Source organism: Flavobacterium sp. GT3P67 (assembly GCF_004349155.1).
Classification (GTDB): domain Bacteria; phylum Bacteroidota; class Bacteroidia; order Flavobacteriales; family Flavobacteriaceae; genus Flavobacterium; species Flavobacterium ranwuense.
Genome location: NZ_SMLF01000003.1, coordinates 295,973 through 308,198, shown reverse-complemented (window position 1 = coordinate 308,198; position 12,226 = coordinate 295,973). Strand labels below are relative to the sequence as shown.

The following is a 12,226-nucleotide window of genomic DNA, read 5'->3' as shown; positions in this document are numbered from 1 at the left end:
TTTTTTAATTTTAAAAAGCGGGCAAAGGTAGGGTTTAGATATTAGTTATGAGTTAGAGTTAAGAATGTAAATTCTATTTCTTTTAATTCACCTCTTTATCCGCCAAATCACTCAAATGCAATCGTAAGGCATTCACGGAAATGCTGATTTCCCAAAACGATACTCCCAATGAAATAAGTAAACTGAGTAAACTCAATCCGAAAATATAAATACCGAATAATTGTTGTTCTATAAATAATAGCATCATGGCTAAAACCGATAGAAACAAGCTCATCACGCCAAACATTTGCATATAGCGAATAAGTGTCAAGCGCAAGTTGAGATTTTTTATTTCGAGTAAAATACTTTTGTTTTCTTTTTCGTCATAGTTTTTCTTTAAGCTTCTGACGATCTGTGCAATGGTAAGAAATCGATTGGTATAGGCCAATAAAATCAATGAGGTTGCAGAAAAAAGCAGGGCTGGAGTTTCTATGTTTAAAGTCATAATTGTGGTTGTGTTTTTATAATGAAAAATCTAAAGTACGCAATTCGATTCTTTTTTAAATAAAAAAATGGCAAGAGTGAATTTGCAGCTTAATGTATTTTCGTTGTAAGTGTTTTTTGATGCGAAGTTGGATGAATTGCCAATTTGCAGTTTCTCGGTACGTTTTTAAAATAATACAACTCTTAGTAGGGTAAAGTGCTTTACAGTTGTCTTACTATTGAAGTTAGTCAAACGATAGTAACTGTAATTAAAATTTATAATCATGAAAACAATTAAAATCCTACTTGTCCTATTTTTTTTGGGAGCAATAGCGACAGTAAATGCACAAGAAGCCAGTTTAGAAAGTGAAACAAGCATAAATACCAATGCAGATAAAATTACTTATTATCAACAAAGGGGTAGTGAAGATGCCAATTATGAGTTAACATTTAAGGCTAAAACTAAAGCCGAAGAGAAAGCTTTTTGGAAGGAGCAAAAAGAGTACGAAAAGGGGTTAAAGAAAAAGAATAGAAAAGCGTATCAGGCATATATTGCCAGCAAGCAAGATGTTTATACAATGCATCATTCTCATTGTGATGCCCATTGTCATCACAGCGATTCCTTTTATGGACACGCAGGATTTTATTATTATGAATATGATCAAAGAAATTATCAAAGAAGGCCAAGCAATACTTCGGTAAATACACAAATAGGCGTGCGCACCCCCAGCGTACGACTAGGTATTTTTTAATATATTGAAGTTTGCAAAAAGCCGTTTTTTCTTGTTTAGAAAAAACGGCTTTATTTTATTTTTATAGCAGTAATCAGATCAATTATTAAATGAATTACAAAAAATGTTTTTTTGTTTGTGGGTATGAGTGAGACGCTTGCGCTAGCTGATGGCTTTTACTTAATTATTTCGTTGATTTTTTCTTTCATTTTTTCAAATTCTTCGGGAGAGTATCCAATAGAACTATATACAATAATTCCGTTTTTATCAATAAGATAATTCCTCGGGATATATTGTGTAGCAAATAGATTATAAACGGATTTGTCTTTATCGGCATAAATAGGAAAATCAAATTTCTTTTTATCTCGAAATAGGTTTACCTCCTCCGCTGAATGTCCTCTTCCGAAACTCATTAAAACAAAATTTTTATTTTCTTTATATTTCGCCCAAACTTCCTGTTGCAAAATTGGCATTTCAACCATACAAGGACCGCACCAAGTTGCGAAAAAATTTAGTAAAACGACTTTTCCTTTTAAGCTAGAGAGATTAATTGTTTTTCCTTTTTCTAATTTTATGGTAAAGTTTGGTGCTTGCTGCCCTTCTAATACTACATTGCTTTTTTGATAATCTTGTCCATAAGTATTGGATAAACTTATAAATAAACAAACTAAAATAATTCTTTTTTTCATGTTTTTTAATTTTCATTGTAGCTAATCTACAAAAAAACCTGCAACTGTATGCTTGCAGGTTGTTTGTAACCGATCCGATTCATAGCTAATAATCCAAATACCGAAGTATCTATTTGGATGGAGGAGGAGCCATACAAGGCAAATCAGAATTAAAAATGTCACGGAAAAGTTTCCATTTTCCATCCTCCATTTTCCACAATTCCAGTGCTTTTCCACGGTCTACCTCTTTTCCGTCTTTATCGGTCATAGACCATTCTTCTTCCACGGTCAGCATATTTTCATCACCCCAAACTTCTACAGGTTTTATACTTAAACCACCTGCTCCGGCTTTAATGAATCCAGCTAATGTGGATTGAATATCTTTTCTTCCCGAAGCTGCTTTCTGATTGGGAGGCATAAATTTGGCATCAGCGGCATAACCGTTGACAGCATTTATAGTGTCGCCTTTGTTGAATGCGTCAGTAAAAATCTTGTTTTCTTTTTCTATCGCTTGCATGGCTGCGACTTTGTCAAATGTTGCTTCTTTCTCTTTTTTGGAAGAATTACAACTAACCAATACCAATAATAGCGTTGTTGCTGTGACAGACACAATTGTGGATTTAATAAAATTTAGACTTTTTCTCATGGTTGCATTTTTTTAGATTAAAAATTAATATTTCATAAAAAGCACCATAAAGATATTGATTATTTTAGCATACTTAACATGAGTATATTTATAATTATTTGAATAGCAATTCGTTAGGTTTTAAATTGACAATGTTTAATCTTAGGTTATAAGAAAATCTCAATTTTGGCAAACAAAAAACCTGCAAACTTTCGCTTGCAGGTTTAGTCTAATAATCTAACGATCTAAAAGTCTAATAATCTTATTTGATCATCTCAAAACTTCTTTTTACGAACGCCGTTAAAGCTTCGCCTTTTAATAGGTTTTGTGATAATTTTGCTAAGTCAAGCGCTTGTTTTACTAAACTTTCCTGAGCTGATTTGTCTTTGTTGTTTAGAATGCTTGTCGCCAATTCAGAATTAGTATTTACCACTAGATTGTACATTTCCGGCATATTTCCCATTCTAAACATTCCACCACCGCCAGACTGACTCATTTCTTTCATTCTACGCATGAATTCCGGTTGCGTGATGATAAATGGTGATGCATTACTATTTAATCCAGTTAAATTTTTGTTCGATAATTCTGGTTTTTTCTTCTTGAATGAATTTCAAATAAGCACTGGCTACTGGTGAAAATTTCTTGCCTTTTAACCAGATTAAATTCCAGTTGGATTGAATTGGCAGGCCTTGTACAGCAATGATTTGCAAGTCACCGTTATTGAGCTCGTTTTTTATACCGATTAATGGCATAATGGAACATCCAAGTCCAGCGAGTACAGCTTGTTTTACGGCTTCATTGCTAGTGAGTACCATTTTTTTCAGAACCGTTAGTTGATTGTTTTCTATAAATTTTTCCATTATATATCTCGTTCCTGATCCTTGTTCGCGATAAATCATCGGTAAGGTTTCTATAATTTTTTTATCTTGAATACCGTTTTCTATTTTTAGATCAATGTTAGCGACAAGGAAAAGTGCATTAGGCATAAGCTCCACCTTTTCAATTTGCAGGGTTTCTGGCAGCACGGAAACCAAGGAAAAATCAACTTCGTTCCTTTCTAGACTTTTCAACACTTTAGTCTTATTGGTCACATCCAGAATTAATTCGACACCTTGATTTTGTTTCAAAAAATCAGATAAAAAATAGGGAATGACATATTTCCCTGTGGAGACTACGGAGATCTTTAATCTTCCCGCTAGCTGCCCTTTGAATGCCATTGTTTTATAGTTAATAGCATGCACTTCATTTAAAATTTTCTCGGCAGCTAGAGAAATTTCTTTACCAAAATCGGTTACATATAGTTTTCTGCCAATAACTTCTGTTAGGGGAACATCAAATTGGTCCTGAAAATTTTTTAATTGAATGGATACTGCTGGTTGAGTAAGATGCAGTTCCATCGCCGCCTTTGTGATGCTGTTATTTTGAGTGATTTTTAAAAATACGTGCAGCTGGTGGAGTGTGTAATTCATAAATATTTTTTATGTAAATCATTACAAATATAAATAAAAACATATGAATATGCAGTTTTACCTTTGTGAAAACTAAATCAGTTGTCATGAAAAAAGAAAATAAGAACAAAAATATCAGTTTATTGTTTGCCATGGTTTGGCTAATTTGTGGGATACTATTGTCATTAATGGATCATAAAAACATGTTTTTTACAATTTTATTAGGTACAGGGATCTTTTTTAGTACCTACACGCTCCTGAAAAATAAAAAATCAAATCTATTATAAAAAGCGTCATGAAAAAAGAATATCAATTTAAGTTAATTGAAGGTCAATTTGCACCATCTGAAGCCGGGAAAGTTATCTTTTCTCTAATAAATAGTAAAATCAACTTTCATAATTTGGAAGCATTTAGCAGCCGGATACGATATAATGAAGAGGATCCTCACTCAAAAAATAGACTTGAATCTCTTTTAGATGCTTCTGAATACATCAAACAACTCATTGGTGAAGCTTCGTCAAAGGGAATGGGGCTGAGAATTGACAGTGTCATTCAAATTGTTCTAACTTCCAAAGTGAAAACAGAGCTGGATGTTTGAAGGTAGAAAATTACTCATTGCAACAAAGCATCATAAAGAAAAAGTGATTGCGCCAATACTTGAAAAAGGTTTGGGTGTTCACTGTTTTGTGCCTCAAAATTATGATTCAGATGTTTTTGGAACTTTTTCAGGAGAAGTGGAACGTGTGGCTAACGCTGTGGAAACCGTAAGAGCTAAATGTTTGTTGGCGATGGAGCAATTTGACTGTGACTTGGGTATTGCCAGTGAAGGTTCGTTTGGTTCGCATCCCACCCTTTTTTTTGCTCAGGCAGACGATGAATTTTTACTTTTTATAGATAAAAAAAATGATTTGGAAATCATTGTCAGAGAACTCAGTCTGGATACTAATTTTTACGGAGCAGCAATCAGTACTAAAGAAATGCTCCTTGATTTTGCGGATAGGATTAAATTCCCGTCTCATGCAATAATTTTGAGAACCAAGCCAGATGATCTCACTCAAATAATTAAAGGCATTACCACTAGGAGTCAGTTAGAGGAGTCTTTTGAACATTTAAGAAGTGTTTTTGGGAGTGTTTATGCCGAAACCGATATGCGAGCCCTGTATAATCCCACCCGGATGGGAGTGATAAAAATAGCAGCACAAAAATTATTGGAAACTATTAAAATGGAATGTCCGAGTTGTATGACGCCTGGTTTTAGTATTACAGAAGTAAAGACTGGCTTGCCTTGTTCTTGGTGTTCGGCACCCACTCGTTCTACGTTGAGTTTTATTTACACCTGCCAGAAGTGCGCTTTTAATTCCGAAAAAATGCATCCTCATCAAAAAACAACTGAAGAATCAGGATATTGTGATGCCTGTAATCCTTAAATTATGACTTTAATAAGTAATTCGATTCACAATGCTATAACGATTTTAAATAAGGAGCAAGTTATAGGTATTCCTACCGAAACGGTTTATGGTTTAGCCGGAAATATTTACAGCCAAAAAGCCATTCAAAGTATTTTTACAATAAAGCAAAGGCCTACTTTTAATCCCTTAATTGTTCATATTAAGTCGATTCAGGATTTGTCGCAAATCGCAAGAGATATTCCTGAAAAAGCATTGGAACTGGCAGCTGCGTTTTGGCCTGGACCTTTAACTTTGGTATTAAAAAAACAAAGTTCCATCCCTGATTTAGTCACTGGAGGTAAAGATACTGTAGCCGTGAGGGTTCCGAATCACCCGTTGACTTTAGCTCTTTTAGAGCAATTAGCGTATCCTTTGGCCGCACCCAGTGCCAATCCCTTCGGTTCCATTAGCCCGACAAAGGCAGAACATGTTGCCGCTTATTTCCACGATACTGTACCAATGGTTTTAGATGGCGGTGCATGCGAAAGGGGAATTGAATCCACCATCATAGGTTTTGAAAACGGGGAGCCTGTTGTATACCGTTTGGGATCTCTTGCAATTGAAGATATAGTAGCAATTGTGGGCACAGTTAAAATGATGACTCGTGACGATACTACACCTATAGCACCCGGGATGCTTTCCAGACATTATGCGCCATTGACTTCGACCCTTTTAACAGCAAATGTCTTTGAGTTGCTTGAAACCTTTTCAATGCAAAAAATAGGTGTGCTAGTATTCCAAAATGAGATTTACAATCAAAAAATTACAGCACAGGAAATTCTATCTCCCACGGGTGATTTAACAGAAGCCGCTTCGCAATTGTATGCCGCTTTGCACCGATTGGATAAACTAAACCTGGACCTAATTATTGCAGAACGATTTCCAGATGATGGTTTAGGAAAAACGATAAACGATCGATTGCAAAGAGCCACTAAAAAATAATATATGGATACTGTTATTAGAAATGCAAGTGTAGTTAACGAAGGTCAAATACTTATTTTAGATGTGTTGCTATCAGGGGAAAGGATTGAAAAGATAGCCCCTACTATTGTATTAAACCCAGCTAAAAAAAGCATCGAAATTGATGCTACAGGACTATATCTGCTTCCAGGAATAATTGATGATCAGGTTCATTTTAGAGAGCCCGGGCTTACCCATAAAGGTACTGTTTTTTCAGAATCAGTCGCTGCTGTGGCGGGAGGAATCACCTCCTTTATGGATATGCCCAACACGATTCCCAACACGCTAACTCAAGTCTTATTAGAAGAAAAGTACACCATGGCAACTGAGAAATCAATTGCTAATTATTCTTTTTTTATGGGAATTTCGAAGAATAACTTAGAAGAAGCTTTAAAAACAGACACCGAAAATGTATGTGGGATAACTGATGACGGGCTTTATTTTAACAATGACGAAGGTATTTTGGCTAATTATCCGGACTTTTTAGAGCAATTTTTTTCGAGAACGAATACCCTTATTGCCTTGCACAGCGAGGATGACGCAATTATAAAAAAGAATACCCAAAAATTCCGACTCCAATATGGAGACGATATTCCTTTTTTTTGCCATTCCCTGATCCGTGATGAACTCGCTTGTGTAAAAGCTACAAACAGAGTGCTGTCTATTGCTAAAAAACACAATACTCGCTTGCATCTGTTTCATATTTCAACTTTGGCGGAAGCTGAATTATTTGATAATACGGTACCCATTCGAGATAAACGAATCACCGCCGAAGCTTGTATACACCATCTTTGGTTTTCGGATGCTGATTACGGAAGATTGGGTTCAAAGATTAAATGGAATCCCTCTATTAAAACGGATCAGGATCGGAAAGGTTTAATGCAGTCACTGCTAAACAATAGGATAGATATAATTGCTACGGATCATGCTCCCCATACTATTGCGGAAAAGGCAGGGAATTATTTTCAGGCACATTCAGGCGGACCTTTAGTGCAACACGCGCTTTTGGCAATGTTAGAATTATTTCATCTTGGTGAAATTTCCCTAGTGAAAGTAGTGGAAAAAATGAGCCATAATGTGGCCGAAATATATAGAATCAAAGAAAGAGGCTATATACGAGAGGGCTATTTTGCCGATTTAGTTTTAGTCGATTTAAATAAACAACAGGAAGTAACCACAAATTCTATTTTATATAAATGCAAGTGGTCTCCTTTTTTAGGACAGGTTTTTAAAAGCAGCATCAATTCTACTTTTGTAAATGGAAATGTAGTATATGAAAAAGGACTTGTCCAAACGGATATTAAGGGGAAAAGATTAAAGTTTGAAAAAATAAGATAATCAAAATGTATAATATAATTTAAAAATAAATAGAATATGAATCTTAGTTTATTATTGGATAATTTGACTAATCCGGCTTTATTGTTTTTTGTATTGGGAATTATAGCGGTATATGTAAAAAGTGATTTAGAAATTCCAGAGAACACCTCTAAATTTATATCGCTGTACCTTCTTTTTTCAATTGGTTTTAAAGGCGGGCAGGAATTGGCTCACAGTCATTTTACTGTTGACATACTTTGGTCTATTGTTTTTGGGGTATTGATTGCGGTGTTAATTCCATTCTATACATTTTTTATTTTAAAGAAAAAGTTTAGCATTGAGAATTCGGGCGCTATTGCTGCCGCATATGGATCGGTGAGTGCAGTTACCTTTGTAACAGCCGTCTCTTTTTTAGAAATTCAAAACTACAATTTCAGCGGTCACATGGTGGCTGTAATGGCGCTAATGGAAGCTCCAGCGATTATTATTGGTGTAATCTTAATACGATTATTTAGTAAAGAACACGTTCAGAAAACCAAAATAAGTACAATTGTTAAGCACTCTTTTACCAACGGAAGCGTACTCTTGATTCTTGGAAGTTTGGTTATTGGGTTTTTGGCCAGTGAGCAACAGGCTTTAGGAATTAAGCCTTTTACCACTGATATTTTCAAAGGGTTCTTGGCTTTATTTTTATTGGATATGGGAATTGTTAGTGGCCGAAAATTAAATGATTTTTTCAAAAGTGGCTGGTTTAGCGTCTTTTTTGCTATTGTTTTTCCATTGATCAACGGATGTATTGTTGCTTTCTTAAGTCAATTCGTTACCGAAGATGTTGGGAATCGCTTTATTTTTGCTGTCCTGGCGGCGAGCGCTTCTTACATTGCCGTTCCGGCCGCAATGAAAATAGCAGTGCCAAAGGCGAATCCAGGGATCTTTTTACCAATGGCATTAGCTGTAACGTTTCCTTTTAACATTACTTTTGGGATGCCGATTTATTTTTCAATTGTATTGTGCCACTTTTAATTAGGGGCTTAATTTGAGGTAGTAATGCTTATTAATGAACCTGAAAAAGGTGTTGTAAACCAATGTTGATGTCATGAATTAGAACGAATGATAAATTGTAAAAACAAAAAAACCTGCAAACTTTCGCTTGCAGGTTTAGTCTAATAATCTAACGATCTAAAAGTCTAATAATCTTATTTAATCATCTCAAAACTTCTTTTTACGAACGCCGTTAACGCTTCGCCTTTTAATAGGTTTTGTGATAATTTTGCTAAGTCAAGCGCTTGTTTTACCAAGCTTTCCTGAGCTGATTTGTCTTTGTTGTTTAGAATGCTTGTTGCCAATTCAGAATTAGTATTTACCACTAGATTGTACATTTCCGGCATATTTCCCATTCCGAACATTCCGCCACCGCCAGACTGACTCATTTCTTTCATTCTACGCATAAATTCTGGTTGCGTGATGATAAATGGTGATGCATTACTATCTAAAGCTTCCAGTTGTACAGAATAGGTTTGTTTAGGAACGATAGCTTCTAAAACTGTTTTCAAGTTCGTTTGTTCTTCCTCAGATAATTTAGAAATAGTAGTTTCCTCTTTCTTGATTAAATTATCAATATGGTCTGAATCGACACGTACAAAAGTCATGTTGCTATTATCGCCTTCAATTTTTTGAATTAAATGCGAGATAATCGGTGAATCAAGTAATAAAACTTCATATCCTTTGTCTTTTGCAATTTCGATATAAGAGTGTTGCGCTTCTTTATTTCCAGCGTATAAAACAACTAATTTTCCGTCTTTATCCGTTTGATTAGCGGCTAAGTTTTCTTTTAATTCTTCCAGTGTGTAAAATTTACTATCAACTGTTGGATACAAAACAAACGCACCAGCTTTTTCGTAGAATTTATCTTCAGAAAGCATTCCGTATTCCAAAACGATTTTGATGTCATTCCATTTTTGTTCAAAATCTTCACGATTTTCAGTGAACAGAGATTTTAATTTATCGGCTACTTTACGAGTGATATAATTCGAGATTTTCTTCACCGCAGCGTCAGCTTGTAATCCAGAACGAGAGACGTTCAATGGAATGTCCGGTGAATCAACAACACCTTTTAACATCATTAAAAATTCAGGAACAATTCCTTCCACATTATCCGTTACGTACACTTGATTTTGGTACAATTGGATTTTGTCTTTCTGAATTTGTAAATCTGAACCTAATTTTGGGAAATACAAAATACCGGTTAAGTTGAACGGATAATCTACATTCAAATGGATGTGGAATAACGGTTCTTCAAATTGCATCGGATACAATTCATGGTAGAAATTCTTGTAATCCTCAGCAGATAATTCAGTTGGTTGTTTTGTCCAAGCCGGATTTGGATTGTTGATGATGTTATCCACTTCAACTTCTGTAAAGGTTTCTTCTTTGTTTTCGGATTCAACAAGCTCTCCCTTTTTTTGCTCTATTTTTTCTTTTTTGGTTCCAAATTTAATTGGAATCGGCATGAACTTATTGTACTTATTCAACAGCTCTTTGATTTTGTATTCTTCCAAGAATTCCAAAGAATCTTCGGCAATATGCAAAATGATTTCTGTTCCACGAGAAGTTTTGTCAGCAGGTTCTAATGTAAATTCTGGGCTTCCATCGCAAGTCCAGTGTGCAGCAGGTTCATCTTTGAAAGATTTAGTGATGATTTCCACTTTTTCGGCAACCATAAAAGCAGAATAGAAACCAAGGCCAAAATGGCCGATAATCCCAGAATCTTTAGCAGAATCTTTGTATTTATCCAAAAATTCTTCTGCACCAGAAAATGCCACTTGGTTGATGTACTTTTCTACTTCATCCGCAGTCATTCCTAAACCTTGATCGATGATGTGTAATTTTTTACCTTCCTTATCGATTTTCACTTCGATAATTGGGTTTCCGTATTCTACTTTGGCTTCGCCAATGCTTGTTAAATGTTTTAATTTTAAAGTAGCATCAGTACCATTAGAAATCAATTCACGCAAGAAAATTTCGTGATCACTGTATAAGAATTTCTTGATTAAGGGAAAGATGTTCTCTACCGAAACATTAATTTTACCTGTTGTCATATTTTGAATTTTTAAGTTTATTTTAATGGATATGATTCTTTCAAATAGAATACCAATTACAATTGGGGTGACAAATTGTCGTAAGCGTTAATTTTGATATAAATTAATTTAATTTTGAAACAATTTTTTTTCATTGCATTGTATCTTTGTGTAAGTATTAATTCATTAAATTTAAGAAAATGAAAAAAGTAATTTTAGTGTGCGCGTTAGCTGTTTTGATGTTTGCATGTAAGTCAACATCAGTGACAAGTACGAATACAGATAGAAAAGCTCAAGTTGATATGAAAGGAAATTGGGTAATCAGTTCTGTAACGTATCCAGGTTCGCAATATATCAAAGTGAATAGTTTTCAACTTGCGGATTCAGAATGTTTTGTAGGGAGTACATGGAAATTTGTTTCCAACAACAATAAAGGAAACATGGCTTTGACAAAAGCAAATTGTGTGTCATTTAGCTCACCAATTACTTGGTTTGTAAATAATGATGGTCAGTTTGTACTAAAAGTACTTGATGCAGGTGAAAAAGCAAGAAAAGTTAGAGATGGATATATTTTATATCTAGCCAATCAAACAGAGTCTTCTTTTCAATTGATTGATAAAATCAATGTTGGAGGAAAAATGACTGATGTAGTGTACCAATTTCAAAAAGTTAATTAATTAATAAAAAATATAGATATGAAAAAGATTTCAATAGTTGCAATGGCAACAATAATGATTATAGGTTCAATATTCACCAGTTGTGAAGCTGTAAAAAACACAAATAAAACACAAAGAGGTGCCGGAATAGGTGCTGTTGCCGGAGCTGTATTAGGAGGCGTTTTAGGAAACAATCTTGGTAAAGGTGGTAAAGGTGCAATGGGAGCTGTATTAGGTGGTGTTATTGGTGGAGTTGCCGGTGGAGTTATCGGTAACAAAATGGATAAACAAGCAAGAGAAATAGATGCAGTTCTTCCAGGAGCTGAAGTAGTTCGTGTAGGAGAAGGAATCAAATTAGTTTTGAATGAAAATGCAGTGCGTTTTGATACTAATAAATCTTCTTTGACTGCTGGCGCTAAAGCAAATTTGGATAAATTGGTTCCTGTTTTTGCAGAATATCCAGATACTAATATTACTATTTATGGATACACAGACAGTACTGGTCCAGCTGATTATAACTTAAAACTTTCAGGAGAAAGAGCAGCGTCAGTTAGAAATTATTTAACTAGCAAAGGAGTATCTTCCAGTAGATTTCAAGTAACTGGTTTAGGAATTGCTGATCCAATAGCATCAAACGAAACAGTTGAGGGCAGAACTCAAAACCGTCGTGTTGAATTTGCTATTACTGCAAATGAAAAAATGATTAAAGATGCCGAAGCGGAAGTGAAAAACTAAGCAAAAATACTATATAAACAAAGGCTGTTTCGTCAAGAAGCAGCCTTTTTTTGTGCCTAAATTTGAATTAAACATTGTAAATTTGCACTCTTAAATACA

General features: G+C 34.8%; 13 protein-coding genes and 1 pseudogene. 8 read left to right on the top strand and 6 right to left on the bottom strand.

Annotated elements, in window-relative coordinates; all coding sequences use genetic code 11:
* Positions 1 to 82: 82 nt before the first annotated feature.
* Positions 83 to 484: a DUF2721 domain-containing protein gene (locus tag E0H99_RS07710; RefSeq protein ID WP_131993358.1), complete on the bottom strand. Its 402-nt coding sequence runs from the start codon at positions 482 to 484 to the stop codon at positions 83 to 85.
* A gap of 262 nt (positions 485 to 746) precedes the next feature.
* Between E0H99_RS07710 and E0H99_RS07705 the strand changes: the two genes are divergently transcribed.
* On the top strand, positions 747 to 1,214 hold the full coding sequence (locus tag E0H99_RS07705; RefSeq protein ID WP_131993355.1) for a hypothetical protein: 468 nt from the start codon (positions 747 to 749) through the stop codon (positions 1,212 to 1,214).
* Between the two features lie 155 nt (positions 1,215 to 1,369).
* On the opposite strand, the gene E0H99_RS07700 is transcribed toward E0H99_RS07705, so the two are convergent.
* From E0H99_RS07700 to E0H99_RS07685, 4 genes and pseudogenes are all read right to left on the bottom strand, one after another.
* Positions 1,370 to 1,882 (bottom strand): TlpA family protein disulfide reductase, encoded by a 513-nt coding sequence (locus tag E0H99_RS07700; protein WP_131993353.1) that lies wholly within the window; start codon positions 1,880 to 1,882, stop codon positions 1,370 to 1,372.
* Positions 1,883 to 1,991: 109 nt separating this feature from the next.
* Positions 1,992 to 2,507, bottom strand: a complete 516-nt coding sequence (locus E0H99_RS07695; protein WP_131993350.1) for a YybH family protein — start codon at positions 2,505 to 2,507, stop codon at positions 1,992 to 1,994.
* A gap of 241 nt (positions 2,508 to 2,748) precedes the next feature.
* A pseudogene (locus E0H99_RS07690) lies at positions 2,749 to 3,039 on the bottom strand (molecular chaperone HtpG); the annotation flags it as partial.
* On the bottom strand, positions 3,038 to 3,955 hold the full coding sequence (locus E0H99_RS07685; RefSeq protein WP_131993347.1) for a LysR family transcriptional regulator: 918 nt from the start codon (positions 3,953 to 3,955) through the stop codon (positions 3,038 to 3,040). The pseudogene E0H99_RS07690 and the gene E0H99_RS07685, both read right to left, overlap by 2 nt.
* Before the next feature lie 274 nt (positions 3,956 to 4,229).
* Here E0H99_RS07685 and E0H99_RS07680 point away from each other — a divergent pair, with 274 nt between their 5' ends.
* The 5 genes from E0H99_RS07680 to E0H99_RS07660 are packed head-to-tail and all read left to right on the top strand — an operon-like array spanning position 4,230 to position 8,682.
* Positions 4,230 to 4,532, top strand: a complete 303-nt coding sequence (locus E0H99_RS07680) for a hypothetical protein (protein WP_131993344.1) — start codon at positions 4,230 to 4,232, stop codon at positions 4,530 to 4,532.
* Positions 4,525 to 5,361, top strand: coding sequence for a DUF6671 family protein (locus E0H99_RS07675; protein ID WP_131993341.1), 837 nt, complete (start codon positions 4,525 to 4,527; stop codon positions 5,359 to 5,361). Before E0H99_RS07680 ends, E0H99_RS07675 begins: the two co-directional genes overlap by 8 nt.
* 3 nt (positions 5,362 to 5,364) lie before the next feature.
* The gene (locus E0H99_RS07670) at positions 5,365 to 6,324 is read left to right on the top strand and encodes an L-threonylcarbamoyladenylate synthase (protein ID WP_131993338.1); all 960 of its coding nucleotides are present in this window, start codon (positions 5,365 to 5,367) and stop codon (positions 6,322 to 6,324) included.
* Positions 6,325 to 6,327: 3 nt separating this feature from the next.
* On the top strand, positions 6,328 to 7,680 hold the full coding sequence (locus E0H99_RS07665) for a dihydroorotase (protein WP_131993335.1): 1,353 nt from the start codon (positions 6,328 to 6,330) through the stop codon (positions 7,678 to 7,680).
* A gap of 36 nt (positions 7,681 to 7,716) precedes the next feature.
* Positions 7,717 to 8,682: a sodium-dependent bicarbonate transport family permease gene (locus tag E0H99_RS07660; RefSeq protein ID WP_131993332.1), complete on the top strand. Its 966-nt coding sequence runs from the start codon at positions 7,717 to 7,719 to the stop codon at positions 8,680 to 8,682.
* 173 nt (positions 8,683 to 8,855) lie between these two features.
* Here E0H99_RS07660 and htpG read toward each other — a convergent pair whose 3' ends face one another.
* Complete coding sequence (htpG, locus tag E0H99_RS07655) at positions 8,856 to 10,757, bottom strand: molecular chaperone HtpG (protein ID WP_131993329.1); 1,902 nt, start codon at positions 10,755 to 10,757, stop codon at positions 8,856 to 8,858.
* A gap of 179 nt (positions 10,758 to 10,936) precedes the next feature.
* Between htpG and E0H99_RS07650 the strand changes: the two genes are divergently transcribed.
* Complete coding sequence (locus E0H99_RS07650; RefSeq protein WP_131993326.1) at positions 10,937 to 11,413, top strand: lipocalin family protein; 477 nt, start codon at positions 10,937 to 10,939, stop codon at positions 11,411 to 11,413.
* Positions 11,414 to 11,431: 18 nt separating this feature from the next.
* Positions 11,432 to 12,127: an OmpA family protein gene (locus E0H99_RS07645; RefSeq protein WP_131993322.1), complete on the top strand. Its 696-nt coding sequence runs from the start codon at positions 11,432 to 11,434 to the stop codon at positions 12,125 to 12,127.
* The last annotated feature ends 99 nt before the right edge of the window (positions 12,128 to 12,226 follow it).